Source organism: Thiomicrorhabdus immobilis, from assembly GCF_021654855.1.
GTDB classification, from domain to species: Bacteria; Pseudomonadota; Gammaproteobacteria; order Thiomicrospirales; family Thiomicrospiraceae; genus Thiomicrorhabdus; species Thiomicrorhabdus immobilis.
Window position 1 is genome coordinate 398,765 of sequence record NZ_AP024202.1, and the last position, 26,370, is coordinate 425,134.

Annotated in this window: 23 protein-coding genes and 4 tRNA genes; 23 read left to right on the forward strand and 4 right to left on the reverse strand. The window is 42.6% G+C overall.

Annotated features, from left to right (window positions below):
- The first annotated feature begins 31 nt into the window (after positions 1-31).
- From L6421_RS01610 to L6421_RS01630, 5 genes are all read left to right on the forward strand, one after another.
- Complete coding sequence (locus L6421_RS01610) at positions 32-619, forward strand: anthranilate synthase component II (protein WP_237262234.1); 588 nt, start codon at positions 32-34, stop codon at positions 617-619.
- A 39-nt stretch (positions 620-658) separates the two neighbouring features.
- Entirely contained in the window at positions 659-1,687 is a 1,029-nt protein-coding gene (trpD, locus tag L6421_RS01615; protein WP_237262235.1) for an anthranilate phosphoribosyltransferase, read from the forward strand.
- Positions 1,688-1,748: 61 nt separating this feature from the next.
- On the forward strand, positions 1,749-2,135 hold the full coding sequence (locus L6421_RS01620) for a YbaN family protein (protein ID WP_237262236.1): 387 nt from the start codon (positions 1,749-1,751) through the stop codon (positions 2,133-2,135).
- A gap of 84 nt (positions 2,136-2,219) precedes the next feature.
- Entirely contained in the window at positions 2,220-3,023 is an 804-nt protein-coding gene (trpC, locus tag L6421_RS01625) for an indole-3-glycerol phosphate synthase TrpC (RefSeq protein ID WP_237262237.1), read from the forward strand.
- Between the two features lie 193 nt (positions 3,024-3,216).
- Positions 3,217-4,023 carry an RMD1 family protein gene (locus tag L6421_RS01630; protein WP_237262238.1) on the forward strand — a complete coding sequence of 269 codons (807 nt, stop codon included), beginning with the start codon at positions 3,217-3,219 and terminating at the stop codon, positions 4,021-4,023.
- Between the two features lie 68 nt (positions 4,024-4,091).
- On the opposite strand, the gene L6421_RS01635 is transcribed toward L6421_RS01630, so the two are convergent.
- Entirely contained in the window at positions 4,092-4,730 is a 639-nt protein-coding gene (locus tag L6421_RS01635; protein ID WP_237262239.1) for a 2OG-Fe(II) oxygenase, read from the reverse strand.
- Positions 4,731-5,126: 396 nt separating this feature from the next.
- Here L6421_RS01635 and speD point away from each other — a divergent pair, with 396 nt between their 5' ends.
- The 5 genes from speD (at position 5,127) to L6421_RS01660 (ending at position 9,166) form a co-directional block, all read left to right on the forward strand.
- Positions 5,127-5,627 (forward strand): adenosylmethionine decarboxylase, encoded by a 501-nt coding sequence (speD, locus tag L6421_RS01640; RefSeq protein WP_237262240.1) that lies wholly within the window; start codon positions 5,127-5,129, stop codon positions 5,625-5,627.
- Positions 5,617-6,465, forward strand: a complete 849-nt coding sequence (speE, locus tag L6421_RS01645; RefSeq protein ID WP_237262241.1) for a polyamine aminopropyltransferase — start codon at positions 5,617-5,619, stop codon at positions 6,463-6,465. The genes speD and speE overlap by 11 nt, the downstream gene beginning before the upstream one ends.
- Positions 6,465-7,670, forward strand: coding sequence for a type III PLP-dependent enzyme (locus tag L6421_RS01650; RefSeq protein WP_237262242.1), 1,206 nt, complete (start codon positions 6,465-6,467; stop codon positions 7,668-7,670). Before speE ends, L6421_RS01650 begins: the two co-directional genes overlap by 1 nt.
- 18 nt (positions 7,671-7,688) lie before the next feature.
- Entirely contained in the window at positions 7,689-8,105 is a 417-nt protein-coding gene (locus tag L6421_RS01655; protein WP_237262243.1) for an OsmC family protein, read from the forward strand.
- A gap of 92 nt (positions 8,106-8,197) precedes the next feature.
- Positions 8,198-9,166 carry a zinc transporter ZntB gene (locus L6421_RS01660; protein ID WP_237262244.1) on the forward strand — a complete coding sequence of 323 codons (969 nt, stop codon included), beginning with the start codon at positions 8,198-8,200 and terminating at the stop codon, positions 9,164-9,166.
- 54 nt (positions 9,167-9,220) lie between these two features.
- Here L6421_RS01660 and L6421_RS01665 read toward each other — a convergent pair whose 3' ends face one another.
- The 3 genes from L6421_RS01665 to L6421_RS01675 form a co-directional block, all read right to left on the reverse strand.
- Entirely contained in the window at positions 9,221-10,297 is a 1,077-nt protein-coding gene (locus L6421_RS01665) for a peptidase M42 (protein WP_237262245.1), read from the reverse strand.
- A 143-nt stretch (positions 10,298-10,440) separates the two neighbouring features.
- On the reverse strand, positions 10,441-11,757 hold the full coding sequence (locus tag L6421_RS01670; protein WP_237262246.1) for an adenosylmethionine--8-amino-7-oxononanoate transaminase: 1,317 nt from the start codon (positions 11,755-11,757) through the stop codon (positions 10,441-10,443).
- Positions 11,758-11,820: 63 nt separating this feature from the next.
- Positions 11,821-12,555 (reverse strand): pseudouridine synthase, encoded by a 735-nt coding sequence (locus L6421_RS01675; protein ID WP_237262247.1) that lies wholly within the window; start codon positions 12,553-12,555, stop codon positions 11,821-11,823.
- Between the two features lie 310 nt (positions 12,556-12,865).
- On the opposite strand from L6421_RS01675, the gene L6421_RS01680 reads away from it, so the two are divergent.
- The 13 genes from L6421_RS01680 (at position 12,866) to rpoC (ending at position 26,285) form a co-directional block, all read left to right on the forward strand.
- Positions 12,866-12,950: transfer RNA gene (locus L6421_RS01680), tRNA-Tyr, on the forward strand.
- A 5-nt stretch (positions 12,951-12,955) separates the two neighbouring features.
- Positions 12,956-13,030, forward strand: a tRNA-Gly gene (locus L6421_RS01685).
- Between the two features lie 63 nt (positions 13,031-13,093).
- A tRNA-Thr gene (locus L6421_RS01690) sits at positions 13,094-13,169 on the forward strand.
- A 60-nt stretch (positions 13,170-13,229) separates the two neighbouring features.
- Complete coding sequence (gene tuf / locus L6421_RS01695) at positions 13,230-14,420, forward strand: elongation factor Tu (protein WP_237262248.1); 1,191 nt, start codon at positions 13,230-13,232, stop codon at positions 14,418-14,420.
- A 71-nt stretch (positions 14,421-14,491) separates the two neighbouring features.
- Positions 14,492-14,568: transfer RNA gene (locus tag L6421_RS01700), tRNA-Trp, on the forward strand.
- Between the two features lie 60 nt (positions 14,569-14,628).
- Positions 14,629-15,012, forward strand: a complete 384-nt coding sequence (gene secE, locus L6421_RS01705) for a preprotein translocase subunit SecE (RefSeq protein ID WP_237262249.1) — start codon at positions 14,629-14,631, stop codon at positions 15,010-15,012.
- A 1-nt stretch (position 15,013) separates the two neighbouring features.
- Complete coding sequence (gene nusG, locus L6421_RS01710; protein WP_237262250.1) at positions 15,014-15,547, forward strand: transcription termination/antitermination protein NusG; 534 nt, start codon at positions 15,014-15,016, stop codon at positions 15,545-15,547.
- A 54-nt stretch (positions 15,548-15,601) separates the two neighbouring features.
- Positions 15,602-16,030 carry a 50S ribosomal protein L11 gene (rplK, locus tag L6421_RS01715; protein WP_237262251.1) on the forward strand — a complete coding sequence of 143 codons (429 nt, stop codon included), beginning with the start codon at positions 15,602-15,604 and terminating at the stop codon, positions 16,028-16,030.
- 4 nt (positions 16,031-16,034) lie between these two features.
- Positions 16,035-16,724, forward strand: coding sequence for a 50S ribosomal protein L1 (gene rplA / locus L6421_RS01720; RefSeq protein ID WP_237262252.1), 690 nt, complete (start codon positions 16,035-16,037; stop codon positions 16,722-16,724).
- A 181-nt stretch (positions 16,725-16,905) separates the two neighbouring features.
- Positions 16,906-17,406: a 50S ribosomal protein L10 gene (gene rplJ, locus L6421_RS01725; protein ID WP_237262253.1), complete on the forward strand. Its 501-nt coding sequence runs from the start codon at positions 16,906-16,908 to the stop codon at positions 17,404-17,406.
- Between the two features lie 51 nt (positions 17,407-17,457).
- A complete protein-coding gene (rplL, locus tag L6421_RS01730; protein ID WP_237262254.1) occupies positions 17,458-17,829 on the forward strand; it encodes a 50S ribosomal protein L7/L12 in 372 nt (123 codons plus the stop codon).
- 173 nt (positions 17,830-18,002) lie between these two features.
- Positions 18,003-22,061, forward strand: a complete 4,059-nt coding sequence (gene rpoB, locus L6421_RS01735; RefSeq protein ID WP_237262255.1) for a DNA-directed RNA polymerase subunit beta — start codon at positions 18,003-18,005, stop codon at positions 22,059-22,061.
- Positions 22,062-26,285 carry a DNA-directed RNA polymerase subunit beta' gene (gene rpoC / locus L6421_RS01740; protein WP_237262256.1) on the forward strand — a complete coding sequence of 1,408 codons (4,224 nt, stop codon included), beginning with the start codon at positions 22,062-22,064 and terminating at the stop codon, positions 26,283-26,285.
- Positions 26,286-26,370 lie beyond the last annotated feature (85 nt).

The following is a 26,370-nucleotide window of genomic DNA, read 5'->3' on the forward strand; positions in this document are numbered from 1 at the left end:
ATAGCCTGTCAAGGATTGAAGGAAATTTACCATGTTATTAATGATTGATAATTACGACTCTTTTACCTACAACATCGTGCAGTATTTTGGTGAGTTAGGGCAGCAGGTTGATGTGTATCGTAATGACCAAATTAGTTTGGAAGAGATTCAAACGCTGAATCCGGAGTATTTAGTGATTTCTCCAGGTCCATGTACCCCGACTGAGGCGGGGATTTCAGTAGAGGCGATTAAACATTTTGCCGGCAAAATTCCTATTATGGGTGTGTGTTTAGGGCATCAAAGTATAGGCCAAGCATTTGGTGGTGATATTGTGCGCGCAAAGCACGTTATGCATGGTAAAACCTCGCCGGTTTATCACAAAAATGAAGGCATGTTTTCCGGACTGCCAAATCCGGTGCAAACCACCCGTTACCACTCATTGGTAATTGATCAAAAGACTTTGCCGGATTGTTTGGAAGTCACCGCATGGACTCAAGATGAAAATGGTGAATTTGATGAAATCATGGGGGTGCGCCATAAGACCTTGCCGATAGAAGGTGTGCAGTTCCACCCAGAATCGATTTTGACTGAGCAAGGTCATCAAATGCTTAAAAACTTCTTGGATCAGAATAAGAAATAAATTTACCAGGCCTGGTAAGAAAGTAAATTGGAGTTGCAAATGGAATTGAAAGCCGCCTTAGAACACCTGCTCGCCAGAGAAGATTTGCATGCCGAACAAATGGAATCGGTCATGCATAAGTTGATGTCGGGTAAAGCAACTCCAGCCCAGATCGGCGCGATATTGACCGCTTTGAGAATGAAGGGCGAGAGCCTGGAGGAGATTACCTCTGCGGTGCAAGTGATGCGAAATTTGGCTACACCGGTGGATTTGGCAGATAAATCTAAACTGGTCGATACCTGTGGTACGGGCGGCGATGGCGCAAATACCTTTAATATCTCAACCGCATCAGCCTTTGTGGTCGCGGCCGCAGGTGGTACGGTCGCCAAACATGGTAATCGTTCTATCTCGAGTAAATCGGGTAGTGCCGATGTTTTAGAGGCAGCGGGGGTGGATTTGAGCCTATCGCCTGAACAAGTCGCCGAGTGCATTAATGAAACCGGTGTTGGTTTTATGTTCGCCCAGGCACATCACAGTGCTATGAAGCATGTGATTGGAGCACGCAGGGAGTTGGGTGTGCGTACCATCTTCAATATGTTGGGGCCATTAACCAATCCGGCCGGAGCGCCTTACCAAGTGATTGGGGTTTATGACAAAGCCTTGACGGTACTGTTTGCCAAGGTGTTACAAAGATTGGGTTCCAAACACGTGATGGTGGTGCATGCGGCCGACGGTTTAGACGAAATCAGTATCGCCGCTAAAACCTATGTGGCAGAGCTTAAACATGGTGAAGTCACCCAATGGGAAATTGATCCATCCGAGTATGATATGGATCACCCTAACTTAGCGGATCTATCGGTAGATTCGGCGCAAGACAGTATTAATATCATTCGTGCTGTCTTTGCCAATAACGACTCAGCGGCCAAAGATATCGTGTGCTTAAATTCAGGCGCTTCCTTATATGTGGTAGGCCTGGCCGAAACATATTCGGCCGGGGTGGATTTGGCCCGCAAGACGATTGCGGATGGACTAGCTTTAGCAAAACTAAATGAATTTATCGACAAAACCCAGTCGTTTAATCAGCGTTAAATTAAACATAAATAAAGCCACCGCATCCCGCAAGGTAAGGCTTTGGTCATAAGGATTTGACATGTTGCATATGGTCAAACGTCAAATGTACTTGATATTAGGTGGCGTGTTTTTCGTAACAGGTCTAGTTGGAATTGTTTTACCAATTTTGCCAACAACCCCATTTATGATTTTAGCGGCGGGTTGTTTTGCCAAAAGTTCTCCGCGTTTTCATCAGGCGTTACTCAATAATCGCTGGATTGGGCAAGATCTCCAGCGCTGGGAGCGTGAACACACCATGTTGCGAGCTACAAAAGTAAGGGCAACTTGGGTGATTGTGATCATGTTTTCCATCTCGATTGCGGTATTGATGGCTAAGCCCTGGTTACAATTCATTCTGATTGGCATTGCATTGGTATTGCTGTTCTTTTTATGGCGTGTGCCGGAGTGTAAAAATGAATCAGCATAACCAACATAGCCAGCATAGCAAACGAAATTTATAATTTGAAAGAACGATACACTCTGTTTGAACGGTGTTAATAAGGAAATTTTTATGAGCGGTACACCAACCATTTTGAAAAAAATCATTTTCCGTAAGCTTGAAGAGATTCAAGAGGGTTGCGAGCGCATTCCATTAAGAGAGATGAAGCAAAAAGCGATGATGGCCTCTACCACGCCAACTCGTGGATTTGCCGATGCGATGCAGGCTAAGTTGGATGCCGGCCAGTCTGCGGTGATTGCCGAAATTAAAAAAGCCTCGCCCAGCAAAGGCGTTTTGCGTGACCCGTTTGATCCAGTTGAAATCGCTAAAAGTTATGCGGCTAATGGCGCAGCTTGTTTGTCGGTGTTAACCGATAAAGATTTCTTTCAAGGTTCCAATGAGTATCTGCAACAAGTACGCGAAGCGGTGGATTTACCGATTATCCGTAAGGACTTTATTGTGGATGACTACCAAGTGTATGAAGCGAGAGTGATTGGTGCAGACTGTATATTACTGATCGCTGCGGCCATTGGTGATGCGCAAATGTATGAATTGACGCAAACCGCCTTGACGCTGGGCATGGATGTGTTGATTGAAGTGCATAATGAAGAAGAATTAGAGCGTGCCTTACGTTTGCCATTACCGATGATTGGTATTAACAACCGTGATTTACATAGTTTCGATGTCTCATTGGATACCACAATCCGTATGCTGGATAAGATTCCAGATGACCGTATCGTGATAACCGAAAGTGGAATCTTGGGGCCGGAAGACGTGAAGAAGATGCGTGAACATCACGTAAACAGTTTTTTAGTAGGTGAAGCCTTTATGCGTGCAGAAAACCCGGGAGAAAAACTGGCTGAACTTTTTGCCTAGTTATTTGCAAATGACGGTTTTAAATCTATTTTAAATTTCATTATTTATTATAAAATGACCAGGCCTGGCATGCCCTGTGACCAACTCAAGTTTGTGAGCATAGGGTAACTATTTGGTTATCAGGCCTTTTTTGTCTCAAGAATCTTTCCCATAGACAGTTTTTGTTCAATATGTTGTTGAATTTAGGAAGCTTATGTCTACCCAATCCGTTACCTTAATCTCTATTGATATGCCTGTTGTTTTGTCACGTATGCAAATTGCAGAAACACTTAACATTCAACTGCACAAAGGTATTGAAGCCTGTTATTACGCCGAGCTAGAAGAGAATCGTTATCTGTTTTTTACCGAGTTTTCGGTGTTAACGTTTATCAATTGGCCCCATCAACAAATTGTACAAACGCTCTCTTTGTTGGGGATTAAAAATGCTGAACACTTTAAAGAGAGTGTCTTGCATCAAGACTATTTGATTATGGAAGACTCTGAGGTGAATCAGGGTTCATCTGTATCAAATGATTTGATTACGTTATCTGCATTAAGCTTATGGCCTTTAATGGTTGTGGCACTGGTCGTGTCCCAAAGTGTAGGGCTTGAGCGATTTGAAGTCAAAGTAAACCACTATTTCAGTAAAGGCCGAGATATGGTGAATGATTCAGGCCGATTAGGTTGGATGAAACGCCATAAATTTGCAGACTATGCGGAAGAGATTAGTTTGCTTCGCCACGATATGGTTTTGGATTTACGTCTATTGGATAAACCTAACGTGCTTTGGGATAACGAAATTTACGAGCGTTTATATAACCGTTTAGCGGAGGCTCTCGAGTTAAGTGATCGTTTTGAGGTCGTCAGTTATAAGTTGAATACCCTTAAAGAAGACATTGGCATGATGATGGATCTGTATCATCACAAACATAGCTCTTTTTTAGAGTGGATTATCATCTGGCTGATTATGGTTGAAGTGGTCATGGGCTTTTTAGGCGTATTCGGTGTAATTGATCACTAAATAGTTGAGGTCTTGCTCGCGGTCATTTAAAAGGCTTTCAATTCTGTTTGCACTTTGTGTCAAACCGTTTAACGAGCCGGGTCAGCGAGCATGGCGGTAGAGTTATTACAACGAAACCAACCGGTAACGCTTGCTCTAGGTTGTAGGGTGGGTAAAACTTCGTGTGGCATTTGTTCACTCATGAATACCACTAATTTTCCCATCTCTGGTAACACGCGAGCGATTTCTGCATTATCCTCTTCGTTATAAATCACTAATTCTCCACCCCAGTCAGGCTGCCAATCAGGGTTAAGGTATAAAACGGATGAAACCATACGATTGGCTTGGCCTTTAAAGCTATCTAGGTGTTTCTTATAAAAATCGCCTTGTTGGTAAAGTGCATAGTGGCACTCATATTCAAATAGGCCTAAAAACAATGCCTTGTTCAATTCGTACTGGAGTTGCGCCATATACTGCAAATATTGACGTTGCACCTCTGAACTGCCATCCAGCCATTTGATTTGGTCACGACGGATTTCCTTAGCGATTTGATGTTCATCACCACGGCCAATTCCAGCAGGTTTCAACGCGCCGGCTTCATCATAACGCTCAATATCACTTAACAGTTCAGCGCACATTTGCATCGGGATGGCATCTGCTAGAGCATACCAGCCGTGCTCAACGAGATTGTCTAGCAATAAGTTCAGTGTTTCAGGAGTTAAATTCAACGCAGTTTGGCCTCATTTTAAAGTGCGCGAATTATGCGCTCAATTGACGGTTGAGGCAATCAAATTTTACAAAATCCAGGGTGAAATCCAACTCCAATTAATTTCTTTAATATCAATAGGATGGGTTATAAAAAAATAGTTGTGTTTTACGCTTTAAAATAGCTTGATTTTTATTGAAAAAAGAGAATAATACGCTCTTCCTTTTTCACACAGAAACCTTGCGTTCATCTTTTCGTATTGAATGGAAGGCAACAGAAAGAAAAATGGTTAACACCTCACGTCACTTTAATTAGGCGTGGTTGGGGTTTTACAGGCTAGCCTTTGTTTGTAGAACTAATATTAATCATTCATCCGAAACCATTTCTTTGTTCGGGTGTTTTATAAGGTACTCAAAAAATGCCACATTCAGAAAATATACTGGTCACCAGTAACGAACACTTTGAAGTTATTGAAAAAACAACGATTATCGATGACACATGGCCAACGCATGACCAAGCTGTTGAAGATCAAACATTAGATCACTTTATTACTCGTGATGGTAAAACCTTTGCTGGTACCCATATTATTGCGGATTTTTGGGGTGCATCGAATTTAGATGATCTAGCATTGATGGAAAAAGCATTGCGTGAAGGGATTGAAAAAGCCAAAGCGACTTTATTGCATATTCATTTGCACCACTTTACCCCTAATGGTGGTATTTCTGGTGTGGCCGTTTTAGCAGAATCACACATCAGTGTTCACTCTTGGCCAGAACGTAATTATGCGGCTTTTGATGTATTCATGTGTGGTGACTCTAAACCTGAGTTGGCCATTGAAGTGTTAAAAGAAGCTTTCTCACCGTCTGAAGTGAAAGTAGATAACTTACTTCGTGGTGAGGTAGTGAACGATGTCCAGTAATTATTTAGAAACGCTTTATCCCGCTTGGGGACAACAGTTCGTTATTGACGAAGTGCTGTTTGAAGTCAATACAGGGCATCAGCACCTGATTATTTTCAATAATGCCCAATGGGGCACGGTGATGGCTCTGGATGGCGTTATCCAGACCACGGAAAAAGATGAATTCGTTTACCATGAGATGATGGTGCATGTGCCGATGCTGTCTCACGGAAACGCTAAAAAAGTATTGATTATCGGCGGCGGTGACGGCGGTATTTTACGTGAAGTGTTGAAACATCAGAATGTTGAGTCTGTCACTCAAGTTGAAATTGACCAACAAGTGATTGATATGTGTATTCAGTATTTGCCAAACCATTCAGCAGGTGCTTACGATAATCCGAAAGCGAATATCGTGATTGCCGATGGTGTGGATTTTGTCAATGAATGTACAGAAAAGTTTGATGTGATTATTTCAGACTCAACTGACCCAATGGGGCCAGGTGAAGTTTTGTTTACTTCTCGTTTCTATCAAGGTATAAAAAACTGTCTGAATGAGGATGGTGTATTTGTAGCGCAAAATGGTGTGAGTTTTTTACAAACGGAAGAAGTAACAACCACTTTCAAGCGTTTATCACCTTTGTTTACTGAAGCGAGTTTTTATTGCGGTGCGGTGCCTACTTATGTAGGTGGGATAATGACATTTGCCTGGGCAACCGATAATCTAGCCCTAAAAAATGTGTCGTTGGAAACGATAGAAGCACGCTATAAAGCCGCTAATCTTTCAACACGTTTTTATACTCCTGCGGTACATAAAGGCAGTTTCGCTTTACCGCAATATGTAATGGAAGCATTAAAATAATGGATCAGCAAACTCAACAATTTGTAGAAACTTTTGCAGAACAATCTCACCCTGACGTACTTGAACAGTTTGACCGTGCAAGTTTGGAAGAGTTGGTCGCCAAGCATGAAACACCATTTATGGTGTTGGACTTGGAAGAGGTTGATTATCAGTACAAGTCTCTTCAAGCAGCCCTTCCTGGGGTTAAGTTGTTTTACGCGTTAAAGTCTTTGTCACATCCTGAACTTATCAAACGATTGAAGTCGTTAGGTAGTTATTTCGATTTGGCAACCATTGGTGAGGTTGAACTGGTCGAGTCTTTAGGGATTAAAGGTGACCAATGTATTCATACTCATCCTATTAAAAAAGACAAAGAGATCAAACGAGCTTTAGAGTTCGGTTGTAATCGTTTTGTAGTGGATAACCTTGAAGAACTTAAAAAGTTCATTCCGTATGCCGGTCAGGTTGAACTGATCATTCGTGTGAGTTTCCGTAGCCAGCAAGCGGTAGTGGACTTATCACGTAAGTTCGGTTGTGCTTTAGAAGAGCTGCCGGTGATTGTTGAGCTTGCACAACAAAACGGTATTGAAGTGGTGGGCTTGTCTTTCCATGTGGGTTCTCAGTCACTTTCGCCAATGATGCAGGTCAATGCAGTGCGTTCAAGTATTGCGGCCATGAAAGTCATGAACAGCGTTAAATGGAAGTTCTTGGATATTGGTGGAAGTTTTCCTGTTTCATACCAGGAAGACGTTTTACCCATCGCGGACTTCTGTGCTCCGGTGGTTGAGGCTTTAGCTGATTTGCCAGAAGGTGTTGAGGTTTTTGCTGAGCCTGGGCGTTTTATTTCTGCGCCGTCTATGATTGAAGTGATTTCAGTTGTGGGTAAGGCAAAGCGTGGTGCTAGAACTTGGTATTACATGGACGATGGTGTTTATGGTGGGTTTAGTGGGCAGATGTTTGACCATGCCTCTTATCCGATAGCACCGTTGAAACCGTTTGATGCTACGGGTGAGTTCTTGCCTAGCGTATTAGCCGGCCCGACCTGTGACAGTATCGATGTGATTGCGGAAGATATCGAATTACCAGAGTTGGAAATCGGTGATATCTTAATCGGTAAGCAGATGGGGGCATATACCATTGCGTCTGCAACCGAGTTCAATTATTATCCTAAGCCAAAGATTGTTGTGGTTGAGGATATTTTTGATCCGGAAACCGAAGCACTGTAACTAACCAAGGAGTGAAGAATGTCTATTTCGGTTAAATGGCAAGGTGGTAAAGCCTTCGAAGCAACCTCATCAACAGGTCATAAAGTGATGATGGATGCGTCAAAGGAAGTTGGCGGAGAAGATAAAGGGTCTCGTCCAATGGAGCTTTTATTGATGGGCTTGGGTGGCTGTTCAGGCATTGATGTCATTTTGATGCTTGAAAAAGGCAAACAAGACGTCAAGGATTGCCAGATGGAGATCACTTCTGAACGTGCCGATTCCGTGCCAGCTGTTTACACTAAAATTCATCTTCATTTTAAGGTGTTCGGTAGCGATTTAAATCAGAAAAAAGTCGCTAGAGCGGTAGAGTTGTCTGCGGAAAAATACTGTTCAGTTTCTAAAATGCTCGAAAAAACAGCGGAAATGACCCATACTTATGAAATTGTAGAAGTGTGATACGGTCTGAGTTTGTTGCCAGAGTATGAATTAAGCCCGGTTTCCCCGGGCTTTTTTGTTTTTAGATTGAGTTTTAGATACGAGGTTTTTCTATGTCTGCTGGTTTGATACATGCATTTGTCTTAGATGGTGAGGGTGGCGCTAAAAAGCTCGATTGGCAAGGCTTACAATCGTGGCAACCCGAACATGGCGAGTTATGGGTACATTTGGATTACAGTGTTTACGAAAGTAAAGAGTGGTTGATTCATGGCAGCGGGATTGACGATACGGTCGCCGATACTTTGTTGAGTGAAGAGTCTCGCCCCAGGTTTTCTCTGTTGGATGAGGGGCTTTTAATCGCTTGGCGAGGTGTAAACCATAACCCTAAATCCAATCCTGAAGACATGGTGGCGATTCGTTTATGGAGTGATGAGCATCGTGTCATTTCAACCTTGAAGCGTGAGTTGCTCGCGGTGAATGAAGTGGTCGAGATGCTGGCTCGAGGGCGAGGCCCTAAAAGCTTAAGTCAGTTGCTGATAGAAATTGCCGACCGTATTGTTTGGCGAATCGGTGATGTGGTTGATGAGTACGAAGAGCAAATGGCGGATTTAGAGGGACAGGTCATCGAGCGTGGACAATCTAATTTACGCAGTGAATTGAGTAGTTTGCGTCGTCAAGTGATTGCTTTAAAACGTTACCTTGCACCTCAAAAAGAGGCATTAATGCGCTTTTCGGTCGAGAAAATCAGCTGGCATAGTCAAGATGACCGTATCCAGTTGCGGGAAGTGGTTGACCGCATTACCCGTGAGCTTGAGGATTTGGAGGCGATCCGCGAACGTGCCGTGGTTTCACACGAAGAATTGCAGAACCGTATCAGTGAAGAGTTGAATAATCGTATGTATGTCTTATCGATTATCACCGCGATATTTTTACCTTTAGGTTTTTTAACCGGCCTGTTGGGGATCAATGTGGGTGGAATACCGGGCTCAGAGAATCCTGATGCTTTTCGTTATTTTGTATTGGGCTTGATTTCGCTAATCATTGTGCAGTTCTTGATTTTTAAATGGAAAAAGTGGTTCTAGTAGAACGGATAAAGCCTATTTGCAATAGGCTTTAATTTTGAATTAGGTTATTGGTTATTTAAGCTCAATCGGAATGTTGGCTAAATGCATAATGACTTCCATAAAAGCTTTTACCGATTTGATTGAGGCGGTTTCATTCATGGTGTGATAGCCCGTGGTTGGAATTTGAATGGTTGTACCATGAACAAGACCTTTTGAATTGGCGGTGATTCGACCTAGTTCCGTCCGTCCAATACTCATTTGCGATTGCCCTTTCATGCTGGCTTCCTGGTTGAGTGTCGTGATGTATTGGTCTTTAAATGTAAATTCGATATTCAAGGATTCACAAAGTTGCGCGACTTTTTGGGTGGTTTCCACATTAAATTCGGCATGTTCATCACGGTTACGTAATACCACCATCTGTTTATCCGCTTCTTCTCGATTACGGTAAGGGCTTGTGTCCAAAACATAAAGTTCATTGGTGGTGTTCCCAAAACGGTGAAACCACTCCAATAAATAGCGCCAGCTACCACCTGACTCTTCTTCTGCTGTAAAGAAAGCCGTGCCTTGATATCCTAGACTGAATAAATGCACCAGTATCGCAGCGGTGAGTACGTTATCGAGTTGCGCACTTAAAAACTCCTCATCCATTTTCAGCTTATCCCTAAAGCCAACCGGTGTTCCTGCAACCAGATGTTCCAACCCCTCGACTTCAAAAATCAAGTTATTACGGTGTTCGCAGATATAGGCATTATCAATGATTCCCGCGCCACGGTAAGCACCAGACCAGGGTTCATAAGCTATGACAGGGGTACCATCAAAGCGGTTCATAAGGGTCGCTTTTAGTTCGTCGCTGACCGATTTTCCAAAGAGTTCGCTCATCTGTCCGGCAATGAATGCGCCAAACTGAAACTCGTTGGGGCCTGTGCAAATCAGCCCATGACGGTCTATATGGCTTGAAAACATGGCGGTATTTGGACTGTTTCCATGAGCCACTAATAGACCTTCGTACCAGGTAACGGTCGCGCCACGTTCTTCAAGTTCGCGTTGCAGCACTCTAAAAAACGGGTGTTCGGCGCCAACAACGCAAGGTTCACGGATAAGCGATTTAAGTAGGTCAATGAATTCATCAAATTGATCGAATTGATTCATGCGAGGATGGCTCCAAAATAGTAAAAGGGCTGGTTTTATTGTTGTTCTTAAGTCTTTGACTAAGATAGAGCAATAAAAGTCACGAATGCTTTGATGAATTGTAGAGTTAATTCTGTATAAAAAGCGAGGCTTTTTATACAGAATCACAGATTATTTTGGGCTAAAGTCTGTATGACTGAATTGACCAGGCCTGCTGATAATTGTTCGAGTTGTCGTTGCGGAATATTATAGGCTGGCATGGTATAGATCAGCTTGCCAAAAGGCCTTAACCAAACGCCTTGCTCTAATGCCGCCGCTTGAATTTTTGCGCCTAAATCGTCACGTTCCAACTCCACCACCCCGATGGCTCCCAGGGTACGAACATCGGCGACTCCGTTTACCTTTTTGAGTTCGGCCAAGCTTTCTGTTAAGTGGTCGTATATACGTTGGATATTGTCTTGCCAAGGTGAGTCTAATAAGACATCAATATTGGCAATGGCGGCACGGCAGGCCAATGGATTGGCCATATAGGTTGGTCCATGTGCAAGAATGCCAGGGTTGCCGTTACTGATGGTTTCACTGATTCTGCTGGTCGCTAAGGTCGCCGCTAAAGTGATATGACCACCCGTTAAGGTTTTGCCTAAGGTCAGTATGTCTGGCGAAATGCCCGCCCATTCGCAGGCAAACAATTTTCCAGTGCGTCCAAAGCCGGTCGCGATTTCATCGGCAATCAGTAAAACTTCAAATTCGTCACATAATTCACGCAGTTGTTTTAAATAGTTGGGGCGATAGAAACGCATGCCTCCCGCACCCTGCACGATTGGTTCAATGGTGACGGCCGCTATCTCATTATGATGTTGTTCGAGTATCGATTTAAGTCCGGCAATGTCTTGATTGTCAGAAGGCTCTGAAAACCCCATTTGGGGGGCCGGAGCAAAAAAGTGTTTGCTCAATACATCGCTGAATAGATGGTGCATACCGTTTATAGGGTCGCATATCGCCATGGTGGCGAAGGTATCGCCGTGATAACCGTTTCTTACAGTCAGTAATTTATTCTTGGCAGGCCTGGTTAAACTTATCCAATATTGAATAGCCATCTTGATGGCCACTTCCATTGCAACCGAACCCGAATCGACAAAAAAGACTTTGTCCAGGCCTGTTGGAGATAGGTCTACCAGGCGTTTAGCAAGTTCTATGGCCGGTTCATGGGTAAGACCGCCAAACATGATATGAGGCATGGTATCAATCTGCTCATGCATCGCTTGTTGGATTTTTGGATGGTTGTAGCCGTGTAAAGCCGCCCACCATGATGACATGCCATCTACCACTTCTCGACCATCGGCCAAGGTAATGATTGAGCCTTGGGTTCTTATAACGCCAATGGCTTCAATAGGATTTGGCAATTTAGCATAGGGGTGCCAAATATGTTCACGATCATATTCCAGTAAGGCATTCCAATTAGGGGTGTGAGACGGGTTCATAAAATTAACGTTTTCTGTGTTTAATGTCTAAAATCGTAGAGGTATCTTACCAGGCCTGGTGGGTTAGAAATTTAACTTTTCTAAAGCGTATTGAAAACTAGATTCAAGAGGGCATTCAATGATAATCGGTTGATTGCTGTTGGGGTGGATGAACTCCAATTGTGTCGCGGCTAAATATAAACGGTGTTGTCCCAGCCACTCATTGAAGAAATGATTGTGGTGACGGTCGCCATATTTAACATCACCGATGATGGGGTGGTGGATATGGTTCATGTGGCGACGTAATTGGTGTTTACGCCCGGTTTTGGGTTTAAGTTCTATTAATGAGTAACGTTGTTGCTCATATCGACCAATCGTAAAGTCGACCGAAGTGGTGGCGAGGGTCGAATAAGCGGTTTCAGCCGATTGTGGTTCAAGCTGCTCACGTTTTAGTTTCTCCGCAATCTTGTCACGTTTATATTTCAGTGCATGGTCGATATAGCCAGATTCATTGCCCCAGCCTCTGCAAATGGCTTGGTAGGTCTTTTGGATATCATGTTGCATGAATTGGTCACTTAAATGCCTGGCGCTGGCAGGATCAAGGGCAAACAATAGAAGACCTGAAGTCGCTTTGTCTAATCGGTGAATCGGATATACCTTCTGACCGATCAAGTCACGGGTGATTTGTACCGCAAACTGAGTTTCATGTTTATCAATGGGTGAGCGATGGACTAAAAGACCTGCCGGTTTATGGATGGCAACAAGATAATCGTCTTGGTAGAGAATAGAAAAGTTGTCGATTTGACAAAAAGTTTGCATGATTATTGAACCTGAGGGAATATTTGTATGGTCGTATTATAAAAAGATTTGAATTTTATAGGTGGAAAACAAGCCATAAACTAGCTGTGCTTGCAGAGAGTGGAAAATAAATTTCCTACTTTTTTATAAAAACGATACGAATGCTTTAGATGCCTGTTTACAATTAACTTGTTGATTGTTAATATTTATTGCTCAAAAGTTGAGTTGGAAATAGGTGTGGGTGGTTTTTGTGGATTTATTTAATTTAAATATTTGTTAAATTTAGTGTTGACAGGTGTTAATAAATCTATAGAATACGCACTCACAATTTGGAGGGTTTCCCGAGCGGCCAAAGGGGGCAGACTGTAAATCTGCTGGCTCAGCCTTCGGTGGTTCGAATCCACCACCCTCCACCATATTTGCGGGTATCGTATATTGGCTATTACCTCGGCCTTCCAAGCCGATGAGAGGAGTTCGATTCTCCTTACCCGCTCCATATTTCAAAGGCTCTCTTTGTTAGTTTGTTAATTCAGATTGATGGAGAGGGCCTTTTTAATTTGCTCTCATAGCTCAGTAGGTAGAGCGCATCCATGGTAAGGATGAGGTCTCCAGTTCGATCCTGGATGAGAGCTCCAGTTTTTAATCATTGGTGTATTTATGCCTTGTGCATGGGTCGCTATTACGGAGTTTGCATCATGGCAAAAGAAAAGTTTGAACGCTCGAAACCGCACGTAAACGTTGGTACTATCGGTCACGTTGACCATGGTAAGACAACTCTAACTGCGGCATTAACAATTGTACAAGGTAAGAAATTCGGTGGAGACGTAAAAGACTACGCTTCAATCGATAACGCACCAGAAGAGCGTGAGCGTGGGATTACAATCTCAACAGCACACGTTGAGTACGAATCAGAAACTCGTCACTACGCACACGTAGACTGCCCAGGCCACGCTGACTATGTTAAAAACATGATCACTGGTGCTGCACAGATGGATGGCGCAATCCTGGTTTGTTCAGCGGCTGATGGACCAATGCCACAGACTCGTGAGCACATCCTATTATCACGTCAGGTTGGTGTACCATACATCGTTGTATACCTAAACAAAGCTGACATGGTTGATGATGAAGAGCTAATGGAATTAGTAGAAATGGAAGTTCGTGAACTTCTAGATATGTACGAATTCCCAGGTGACGACACTCCAGTAATCATGGGTTCTGCACTTAAAGCAATCGAAGGTGACCAGTCTGAAATCGGTGAACCATCAATCGGTCGTCTAATCGAAGCTCTAGATACTTATATCCCTGAGCCTACTCGTGAAACAGACAAGCCATTCCTAATGCCTGTAGAAGATATCTTCTCAATCCAGGGTCGTGGTACGGTTGCAACTGGTCGTGTTGAAACGGGTGTTGTAAAAGTGGGTGAAGAGATCGAAATCGTTGGTATTCGTCCTACTCAAACAACAACAGTAACTGGTGTTGAAATGTTCCGTAAGCTTCTAGACCAAGGTGAAGCTGGTGATAACGTTGGTATCCTATTACGTGGTACTAAGCGTGAAGACATCGAGCGTGGACAAGTTCTAGCACACAAAGGTACTGTTAAGCCACATACTAAGTTCGAAGCTGAAGTATATGTATTAGGTAAAGACGAAGGTGGACGTCACACTCCATTCTTCAACGGTTACCGTCCACAGTTCTACTTCCGTACAACTGACGTAACTGGTGCTTGTGAGCTACCAGCAGGTGTTGAAATGGTAATGCCTGGTGATAACGTACAAATGACTGTAGAGTTAATCAACCCAATCGCGATGTCAGACGGTCTACGTTTTGCAATCCGTGAAGGTGGACGTACAGTTGGTGCAGGTGTTGTTGCTAAAATTATTGAATAATTTTAAATACAAATAGCACTTGCTATAGCAAAAAAAGGGGTATATAATCCCCTTTTTTTGTGACACACTCCAGGGGTATAGCTCCAATTGGTAGAGCACCGGATTCCAAATCCGGGTGTTGGGAGTTCGAATCTCTCTACCCCTGCCATATTCCAAACGACCTGCATTTTTCTAAATGCGGGTCGTTTTCAATTTAGCTGATAGGTATATGAGTAAAGAATTAGAAAACCAAGGTAACTCGAACTCGTTAGATACGGTAAAGATGGTCTTGTCTTTATTGGTATTGGTAGGTTCTTTAGTTGGATATTACATTTTTCAAGAAATGCATCCAGTAGTTCGTGTATTAGGGGTTGTTGCGGGTGCGGCGATTGCTGTGTTTATCCTGTATCAAACCACTGTCGGTAGAAGTTGGTTTCATTACCTATCTCTTGCTAAGCGAGAAGTGCGTCAGGTTGTTTGGCCTACGCGTCCTGAAACAGTGCAGATGACGTTGATTGTCTTTGTGGTTGTTATTTTAATGGGTATCTTTTTGTGGTTAGTTGACATGTTCTTTTTATGGGCAGTTCAATTGTTAACAGGACAAGGTGGTTAAGATGGCTCAAAGATGGTATGTCGTACATGCTTATTCAGGGTATGAAAATAAAGTAAAAAAAGCGCTGGCAGAATATGTCGAGCGTGCAGGTCTTGAAGATTCTTTTGGTGAGATTTTAGTTCCATCAGAAGAAGTTGTTGAAATTCGAGATGGTAAAAAGCGTACTAGTGAACGTAAATTCTTCCCTGGTTATGTTTTAGTACAGATGGAGATGAATGAGGATTCATGGCACTTGGTTAAAAGTGTTCCTCAAGTAATGGGTTTCATCGGTGGTACTAGTGATCGCCCAGCACCGATTTCTCAAAAAGAAGTCGATCGAATTCTGCAGCGTGTAGAGACAAGTGTTGATAAACCACGTCCAAAAGTCATTTACGAGCCAGGTGAAATGGTTCGAGTTGTCGATGGTCCTTTCAAAGAATTTGAAGCGGTTATCGAGGGTGTGGATTACGACAAAAACAAATTACAAGTATCGGTATTAATCTTTGGTCGTTCAACTCCAGTTGAGCTTGAGTTTACTCAGGTAGAGAAGATTTAATATTTTTTAACCTTGGGGAGCTTAACGGCGTTATTACCCAAATAGGAGAAAGTCATGGCTAAGAAGATTCAAGCCTATATCAAGTTGCAAGTACCTGCTGGTGCTGCAAACCCTAGTCCTCCGGTTGGTCCTGCTCTAGGTCAGCACGGTGTTAACATCATGGAATTCTGTAAAGCGTTCAATGCTCAAACTCAAAGCATGGAAGCTAAGATGCCGATTCCAGTAGTAATTACTGTTTTCAGTGATAAGAGCTTCACGTTCATCACTAAGACACCTCCAGCATCAATTCTTTTGAAGAAAGCAGCTGGTATTACTAGTGGTTCTGCAGTTCCAAACGTAAATAAAGTTGGTACTGTTACTCGTGCGCAATTAGAAGAGATTGCTAACACTAAGATGAATGATTTGAATGCAAATGATTTGGATGCAGCGGTAAACATTATTGCTGGTTCTGCGCGTTCAATGGGCTTAGTGGTAGAGGGTTGATAAAATGGCAAAACTAACTAAAAAACAAAAAGCATGGGCTGATCGCGTAGATCGTAACGCTTCTTACGATATCGTTGAAGGTATTAACTTAATCAAAGATTTAGCAACTTCTAAGTTCACTGAGTCTGTTGATGTTTCAATCCGCCTAGGTATTGATCCTCGTAAATCTGACCAGGTTGTACGTGGTGCGACTGTTATGCCTAACGGTACTGGTAAAGATGTGCGTGTAGCGGTATTTACTGGTGAAGCTAACCAAGCTGCAGCAAAAGAAGCAGGTGCTGAATTTGTTGGTATGGATGAGCTAGCTGACGAAATCAAAAAAGGTATGATGGATTTTGACGTTGTTATCGCGTCTCCAGATGCTATGCGTGTTGTTGGTATGTTAGGTCAGGTTTTAGGTCCACGTGGTCTTATGCCTAACCCTAAGACAGGTACTGTTACACCAGATGTAGTTGGTGCTATCAAAAACGCTAAAGCTGGTCAGGTTCGTTTCCGTGCAGATAAAGCAGGTATTATCCATGCTGCAATCGGTACTGTTGCGTTTGATGCTGACAAGCTTAAAGAAAACTTAAATGCCTTAATGGAAGACTTAGTGAAAGCTAAACCAGCTTCAGCTAAAGGTACTTACGTTAAGAAAGTGACTATTTCATCTACAATGGGTCCAGGCCTAGTAGTTGATCAGTCATCACTATAATGATGGTTGCACCTGTTAAGGTGCAGGCATTATTTGCGAATTGGGTCTCCATGAATCCTTTAGGGTTTGATGTGAGTGCCCATCGCAGACCGTAGGCGAATGTAAAACATACATTCTTAATAGATTTAAGCCTACGTAGATGGAAGAGTGCGATGTTTACATCGTACTGTTTGGAGGTTATATGGCACTCAATATCGAAGATAAAAAGCTAGTTGTTGAAGAAGTTTCTGCTGTTATTGCTGAAGCGGGTTCAATGGTAACTGCTGAATATCGTGGGTTGACTGTAGAGCAAATGACCGATTTACGTGCTAAAGCTCGTGCCGCAAACGTTAAAGTTCGTGTTGTTAAAAACACACTTGCACGTCGCGCTGTAGCTGGCACTAAATTTGAAGACATGGCTGAGACTTTTACTGGTCCTCTAGTGTTTGCATTCTCTGGTGAAGAACTAGGTAATGCTGCTCGTGTTTTCAAGGACTTCGCTAAGACTAATGATGCATTGATTGTTAATTCATTGTCTATCGGTGAAGGTGTGATGGATGCTAGTCAGTTAGCAGCTGTTGCCGCTCTACCTACTTACGATGAAGCTGTTGCTAAACTTCTATTTGTTATGAAAGAACCTGTTGCTAAGTTGGCTCGTGCCCTTGCAGCGGTCAAAGAACAAAAAGAAGCGGAAGCAGCTTAATTTTACAAACGTAAAAACGTTTAACCCTTTTTATATATTTGGAGATTTCAAATGTCTGTATCACAAAATGATATTTTAGAAGCAGTTGCAGCTATGTCTGTAATGGAAGTTGTAGAATTAGTTTCTGCAATGGAAGAGAAATTTGGTGTATCAGCGGCAGCTATGGTTGCTTCTGGTCCTGCTGGCGATGCTGGTGCGGCTGCTGAAGAGCAAACTGAATTCGACGTAATCCTAACTGGTGCTGGTGCTAACAAAGTAGCAGCTATCAAAGCGGTTCGTGGAGCTACTGGTTTAGGTCTTAAAGAAGCTAAAGAAGCTGTAGAAAGCGCTCCTTTCACTTTGAAAGAAGGTGTTTCTAAAGAAGAAGCTGAAGCATTAGCTAACGAGCTAAAAGAAGCTGGTATCGAAGTAGAAGTTAAGTAATTTAACTTTTATAGCTGATCCACAGCATGAAATGGCTGGCGTTTTTGCGCCGGCCTTTTCGTGTTTTAGAAGTGTGTAAAAGTGTGTTAGATATTTAAACGAGTTGACACAGTTTTATGCATTACCGAACAATGCTTATTGTTCTATTGACAATCTTATCGTCGAGGTAAACGATGACCTATTCTTTAACTGAAAAGAAACGAGTTCGTAAAGATTTTGCAACTCGCCCATCTATTCTTGAAGTACCTTACTTGCTATCTTTGCAAAAAGGCTCTTTCCACGATTTTTTACAAATGGAGAAAAAGCCTGCTGAGCGTGCTCAAGTTGGTCTGCATTCTGCATTTAGTTCTGTATTTCCGATTCATGGTGTAGCTGGTACAGCGGATCTTGAGTATGTTAGCTACCATATGGGTCAGCCAGAATTTGATGTGAAGGAGTGTAAACAGCGTGGTGTGACTTATGCTGCTCCTTTACGTGTGAAAATGCGTCTTGTATTGTTTGATAAAGATGCTCCTGCTGGAAAGCGTCCTGTAAAAGATGTTAAAGAGCAAGAAGTCTATTTAGGCGATATCCCTCTGATGACGGATAACGGTACTTTTGTTATCAATGGTACAGAGCGTGTAATCGTTACTCAGCTTCACCGTTCACCTGGTGTTATCTTTGATAACGATAAGGGTAAATCTCACTCGTCTGGTAAGTTGTTATTCAATGCACGTATCATCCCTTACCGTGGTTCATGGTTAGATTTCGAATTCGATCACAATGACTGTCTGTTTACTCGTATTGACCGTCGTCGTAAATTACCGGTATCCGTGCTATTACGTGCTATGGGGTATTCGAATGAAGATATCCTTTCTAGTTTCCTAGAATCAAATACCATCAAGTTAACTAAAAAAGGTTTTGAGTTACAGTTGGTTGCTGAGCAGTTAAAAGGGCAAACAGCGGTATTCGATATCGAACATGATGGCCAGAAAATTGTTGAAGCCGGTAAGAAAATTACTGCTCGTACAGTTAAGCAAATCACAGAAGCGGGTATTAAGTCTGTAATCGTTTCTCCAGAATACCTTTTAGGTAAAGTTTTAGCTTCAGGTGTTGTTGATAAAGAATCTGGTGAATTAGTTGCTCGTACTAATGAAGTTATCACAGCGGATTTGATTGAAAGATTATCTCTGATTTCTAAATGTGAAATCAAAGTTCTTTATATTGATGAGCTAGAAAATGGACCATATATTTCAGATACATTAAATCTTGATAGCACCACGTCACAGTTGGAAGCTCAGATTGAAATTTACCGTATGATGCGTCCTGGTGAGCCACCAACAAAAGAATCGTCAGAAGCATTATTCAATAGCTTGTTCTTCGATGATAGTCGTTACGATCTATCAGCTGTTGGTCGTATGAAGCTGAACCGTCGTTTAGGTCGTAAAACCAATGAAGGTAATGTTGTTCTTGAAAAAGAAGATATTATCGATGTGTTACGTGAGTTGATTAATATTCGTAATGGTCTAAGTACCGTTGATGATATCGATACGCTTGGAAACCGTCGTATCCGTGCGGTTGGAGAGATGGCAGAGAATGCTTTCCGTGTAGGTCTTGTACGTGTTGAGCGTGCGGTTAAAGAGCGATTAAACCAAGCTGAAACAGATGGTCTTTTACCACAAGACTTAATCAACGCGAAACCAGTTTCAGCTGCGATTAAAGAGTTCTTTGGTTCAAGTCAGCTTTCACAGTTTATGGATCAGGTTAACCCGCTTTCAGAAGTTACTCACAAGCGTCGTGTATCGGCATTAGGGCCAGGTGGTCTTACTCGTGAACGTGCAGGGTTTGAGGTGCGTGATGTTCACCCAACTCATTACGGTCGAGTATGTCCTATCGAAACTCCTGAAGGACCAAACATCGGTTTGATCAACACCCTAGCTATCTATGCTAAAACCAACGAGTATGGTTTCCTAGAGACACCATATCGTAAAGTGGTTAATGGACAGGTTACGGATGAAGTTGAATATGTTTCTGCAATCGATGAAGCGCAGTATGTAATCGCTCAGGCGAGTGCAAACGTAGATGAAAACGGTAGATTTGTTGATAACCTGATTTCAGCACGTCATCAGAACGAATTCACATTGTCTTCATCTGCTGATATCAATTACATGGACGTTTCGCCTAAGCAGATCGTTTCAGTTGCGGCATCTTTGATCCCGTTCCTTGAGCACGATGATGCTAACCGTGCACTTATGGGTGCCAACATGCAACGTCAGGCTGTTCCTACTTTACGTGCTGATAAGCCGTTAGTCGGTACAGGTATTGAAAAAACAGTTGCCATCGATTCTGGGGTAACGGTTGTTGCTGAACGTGGTGGTGAAGTACTTTCTTCAGATGCGGCTCGTATTGTTGTTCGTGTTAACGCTGATGAGATTAAAGATGGTGAATCAGGTGTAGATATCTACAACCTTGTTAAATACCAGCGTTCAAACCAAAACACTTGTATCAACCAGAAACCGATCGTTAAAGCGGGTGATGTAGTTGTACGTGGTGATGTTATGGCTGATGGCCCATCTACAGATTTAGGTGAGTTGGCTCTTGGTCAGAACATGCGTATCGCATTCATGCCATGGAATGGTTATAACTTTGAGGATTCAATCCTGGTTTCTGAGCGTGTTGTTCAGGAAGACCGTTATACAACTATTCATATCGAAGAGCTGACTTGTTTAGCGCGTGATACCAAGTTAGGGCCTGAAGAAATTACGGCTGATATTCCTAACGTGGGTGAGTCTGCATTAGCGCGTTTAGATGAGTGCGGGATTGTTCACGTAGGTGCTGAAGTTAAGCAGGGCGATATCCTTGTAGGTAAGGTTACACCTAAAGGTGAAACTCAGTTAACTCCAGAAGAAAAACTATTACGTGCTATCTTTGGTGAAAAAGCATCTGATGTTAAAGATACTTCATTACGTGTTACTAAAGGTATTGAAGGAACAGTAATTGATGTTCAGGTGTTTACTCGTGAAGGTATTCAGAAAGATTCTCGTGCATTAGCGATTCAAGAAGAAGAATTGGCGAAAGTAAGAAAAGATATCGATGAGCAGTACATCATTCTTGAGGCAGATACTTTAGGCCGTATCAAAGAGATGTTGAATGGCAAAAAGTTAGTTGATGGAACTAAAGTCGACGAAGCTTTCCTTGCCGGTATCGAATCATCTAAGTGGTTCTCATTGAACGTTGATGACGCTGATGTTATGCACCAGTTGGAAATGCTTGAAGCGCAGCTAAAAGATAGCCGTAAAGCATTCAATGAAATGTTTGAAGAGAAGCGTAAGAAGCTGACTCAAGGTGATGATTTAGCTCCTGGTGTTTCTAAGATGGTTAAGGTTTATGTTGCAATCAAGCGTCGTATTCAGCCTGGTGATAAGATGGCTGGTCGCCACGGGAACAAAGGTGTTATCTCACGTATTTGTCCTGTTGAAGACATGCCTTATGATGAAACTGGACGTCCAGTAGATATCTGTCTTAACCCACTTGGTGTACCTTCACGTATGAACGTCGGTCAGATTTTGGAAGTTCACTTAGGTTTAGCGGCTGAAGGTCTTGGTACTAAGATTAACGCTATGCTACAGCAGCAGGCGGAAATCGCAGAGATTCGTGCATTCTTGGATAAGATCTACAACGAAACTCAAGGTCAATCAGTTGATTTATCACAGTTTAGCGATAATGAGATTATTGAGTTGGCAGGAAACCTTAAGAAAGGTGTTCCATTGGCTTCAGCGGTATTTGATGGTGTTTCAGAAGCGCAAATCAAGTCGCTGCTTAAGCTGGCCGACCTACCGGAATCAGGACAAATGAAATTGTTTGATGGTTTGACTGGTGAGGAATTCGACCGTCCAGTAACTGTTGGATACATGTATTACTTGAAACTTAACCACTTGGTTGATGACAAAATGCATGCTCGTTCTACAGGTCCTTATAGCCTTGTAACTCAGCAGCCATTAGGTGGTAAAGCTCAGTTCGGTGGACAGCGTTTCGGTGAGATGGAGGTGTGGGCACTTGAAGCATATGGTGCGGCATTTACCCTTCAAGAAATGCTAACAGTTAAGTCGGATGACTTGAATGGTCGTACTAGAATGTATAAAAACATTGTAGATGGTAATGAGTATATGGAACCTGGCATGCCTGAATCATTCAGCGTATTACGTAAAGAGATTCGTGCTTTAGGTATTGATATTGAGTTGGAGCAAGACTAAATGAAAGATTTATTAGGATTTCTAAAAAAACAAAACGTATCAAGTGACTTTGATGCGATTAAGGTATCACTTGCTTCACCAGAGAAAATCCGTTCTTGGTCTTATGGCGAAGTAAAAAAGCCTGAGACAATTAACTATCGTACGTTCAAGCCAGAACGTGACGGTCTTTTCTGTGCAAAAATCTTTGGGCCGATTCGTGATTTTGAATGTTTGTGTGGTAAATACAAGCGTCTTAAGCACCGTGGTGTAATTTGTGAGAAGTGTGGTGTTGAGGTAACTCAATCAAAAGTACGTCGTGAGCGTATGGGTCATATTGATCTTGCCACTTCTGTTGCACATATCTGGTTCTTGAAGTCTCTACCATCACGTATCGGTTTGATGTTGGATATGACATTAAAAGAGATTGAAGCGGTTCTTTACTTTGAAGCGTTCATGGTTGTTGATCCAGGCTTAACTCCACTTGAACCTTGGCAGTTGCTGACTGAAGAAGAATACCTTGATGCTATGGATGAGCACGGTGACGAGTTTGAAGCTCAAATGGGTGCTGAAGCAATCAAGAAAATGCTTCAGGCTATCGATTTGGAAGGTGAAGCAGAGCGTCTACGTGTTGAAATCGATAGTACTAATTCTGAAACAAAGCAGAAGAAGATTTCTAAGCGTCTTAAATTAATTGAGTCTTTTGTTCAGTCAGGTAATAAGCCTGAATGGATGATTTTAGATGTACTTCCTGTATTACCGCCTGAGTTACGTCCTTTAGTACCTCTTGACGGTGGTCGTTTTGCAACTTCGGACTTAAACGATTTATACCGTCGTGTAATCAACCGTAACAACCGTTTAAAACGTCTATTAGATTTGATGGCTCCAGATATCATCGTACGTAACGAAAAACGTATGTTGCAAGAGTCAGTGGACTCTCTATTGGATAACGGTCGTCGTGGACGTGCTGTAACTGGGACGAACAAGCGTCAGCTTAAATCTCTTGCAGACATGATTAAAGGTAAGCAAGGTCGTTTCCGTCAGAACTTACTTGGTAAGCGTGTTGACTATTCTGGTCGTTCTGTAATCGTAGTTGGTCCATCTCTACGTCTGCATCAGTGTGGTCTTCCTAAGAAGATGGCTCTTGAACTGTTCAAGCCGTTTATCTTCAGCAAGCTTCAGAAGCGTGGTGTTGCTCCAACAATCAAAGCGGCTAAGAAAATGGTAGAGCAAGGACTTCCAGAGGTGTGGGATGTTCTTGATGAAGTAATCCGTGAGCATCCGGTTCTGTTGAACCGTGCTCCAACACTTCACCGTTTAGGTATCCAGGCGTTTGAACCGGTATTGATCGAAGGTAAAGCGATCAACCTACACCCGTTAGTATGTTCTGCATTCAACGCCGACTTCGATGGTGACCAAATGGCGGTACACGTACCATTGTCATTAGAAGCTCAGCTTGAAGCACGTACATTGATGATGTCTACAAACAACTTGTTATCACCAGCTAATGGTGATCCTATCATCGTTCCTTCTCAGGACGTTGTATTAGGTTTGTATTACATCACTCGTGAGCGTATCAACTCTATCGGTGAAGGTAAGGCCTTTGCTAACTGGCAAGAAGTTCAGCGTGCAATTGACGCTAAAACAGTGCATTTACACACTAAGATCAAATTACGTATTGTTGAAACCGTAATTGATGATGAAGGTGTTGAAAGTGTATCAAGCCGTATTGTAGATACTACGGCTGGTCGTGCGTTGCTTTCTAGAATCCTGCCTAAAGGGTTAAGTTATGATTTATTGAACTTAAATCTAACCAAGAAAAATATCAGTACGGTATTAAATACTTGTTACCGTGTTTTAGGTCCTAAAGAAACGGTAATTTTTGCTGACCAACTAATGTACGCTGGTTTCAAATGGTCGACATTAGCAGGCCTATCTTTCTGTTCGGATGATATGTTGATTCCTGATTCAAAGGCTGGAATCATCGAACGTGCAGAAGCTCAGGTTGAAGAGATTCAAGGTCAGTTCTCTCAAGGTTTGGTAACTGAAGGTGAGCGCTACAACAAAGTTGTTGATATTTGGTCTCACACCAATGAACTTGTTACCAAGTCGATGATGGAAGAGTTACAGTTTGAAACTGTTACAGATGCAGAAGGAAACGAAGTTCAGCAAACCTCATTCAACTCTGTTTACATGATGGCCGACTCTGGTGCTCGTGGATCGGTAGCACAGATGCGTCAGCTTGGTGGTATGCGTGGTCTTATGGCAAAACCAGATGGTTCTATCATCGAGACACCGATTACAGCAAACTTCCGTGAAGGTTTGAACGTACTTCAGTACTTCATCTCTACACACGGTGCGCGTAAAGGTTTGGCGGATACAGCGCTTAAAACAGCTAACTCTGGTTACCTGACGCGTCGTCTAGTTGATGTTGCTCAGGATGTGGTTGTGACTGAACATGATTGCGGTACAGATTCTGGTATTCGTATGACAGCCCATGTTGAAGGTGGTGATATCATCGAGTCTTTGAAAGATCGTGTATTAGGTCGTATCACAAATCAAGATGTCGTATCTCAGTCAGGTGAATTAATTGTTGCGAAAGGACAGTTGATCGATGAAAAAGTTGCGAATCAAATCGATGAAAGTGGTGTTGATCACGTAGATGTTCGTTCTCCAATGACTTGTGAAACTAAGTTTGGTATCTGTCAGCAGTGTTATGGTCGTGATTTGGCGCGTGGACACTTGGTGAATATGGGTGAAGCCGTTGGTGTTATGGCTGCTCAGTCAATCGGTGAGCCGGGTACTCAGTTAACCATGCGTACGTTCCATATCGGTGGTACGGCATCTGGTTCTGCAGCGCAAAGCCAAATTGAGGTTAAGCATGCTGGTAAGATCAAGTGGGATAACCTAAAAGCGATTAAGAACTCTGATAACCAAATTATCGTCACTTCACGTTCTGGTGAGGTATCGGTGATTGATGAAGCGGGTCGTGAACAAGAGCGTTATAAGATTGCATACGGAACCACACTTAATGTAAGTGATGGTGGTTCAATTACTGCAGGCGATATTCTTGCTCAATGGGATCCGCATACTCACCCAGTTATCACGGAAGCGGCTGGTAGCATTGCATTCGGTAACTTCGAAGGTACGGTAGAAGAACGTGTCGATGAGTTGACTGGTTTAACAACTCGTGTTGTTAAAGATGCTAAAGAGCGTATGTCTTCAGTTAAAGAGACACGTCCTTATATCGCATTGGTTGATGAGGCGGGTGAAGCTATTTGCTTTACCGGTACTCAGACTCCAGCACTTTACTACCTACCAGAAAACAGTATTGTTGTTGTTCAAGAAGGTAGCAAGGTTGGTGCCGGTGACGTATTAGCACGTATTCCGCAAGCGTCATCGAAGAACAAAGATATTACCGGGGGTCTACCTCGAGTCGCTGACTTGTTTGAAGCGCGTCAACCAAAAGAGCCTTCAATCATGGCAGAAGTATCTGGTGTGGTAGGTTTCGGTAAAGAAACAAAAGGTAAGCAGCGTTTAGTCATCACTCAAGATAGTGGTGAACAATATGAAGCACTTATCCCTAAATGGCGTACGGTTTCAGTCTTTGAAGGTGAGCGTGTTGAGCGTGGTGATGTGGTTGTAGATGGTAATCCAAATCCACACGACATCCTACGATTATTAGGTATTGAAAAATTAGCAGAATACATTGTTGACGAAGTGCAGGATGTTTACCGTTTACAAGGTGTAAAAATCAACGATAAACACATCGAAACAATTGTTCGTCAAATGCTAAGAAAAGTTGAAGTTAAATCTTCAGGTGATACTGGTTTGATCAAAGGTGAGCAAACTGAGTACGCTAAAGTATTAGAGTTAAATGAAAAGGCTCGTGAAGAAGGTAAAGTGGAAGCAAGTTATGAACGTGTTCTTCTTGGTATCACTAAAGCTTCACTTGCAACTGAATCATTTATCTCAGCAGCGTCCTTCCAAGAAACAACTCGTGTATTAACCGAAGCTGCGGTAAGTGGTAAACGTGATACCTTGGTTGGTTTGAAAGAGAACGTAATTGTTGGTCGTCTGATTCCAGCTGGTACAGGTTTTGCCTATCACCAAGCGCGAAAAGCGGCGAGCGAAAAATCACAGGTTGAGTTGCAAGCATTTATGGGTGCAACTGAGTCTGGGGATGTTCAGCAACCAGAAGAATCTGTTGTTGAAACAGTAAATGAAGGTGAAGGGGTTGAAGCCTAATTTAAATAAATTCAAGTAGTTAATGCTTGACTTATTGACTTTAGGTCTCTAAAATCCTCTTTCCTAATTTGTGGGTCTGGTAATT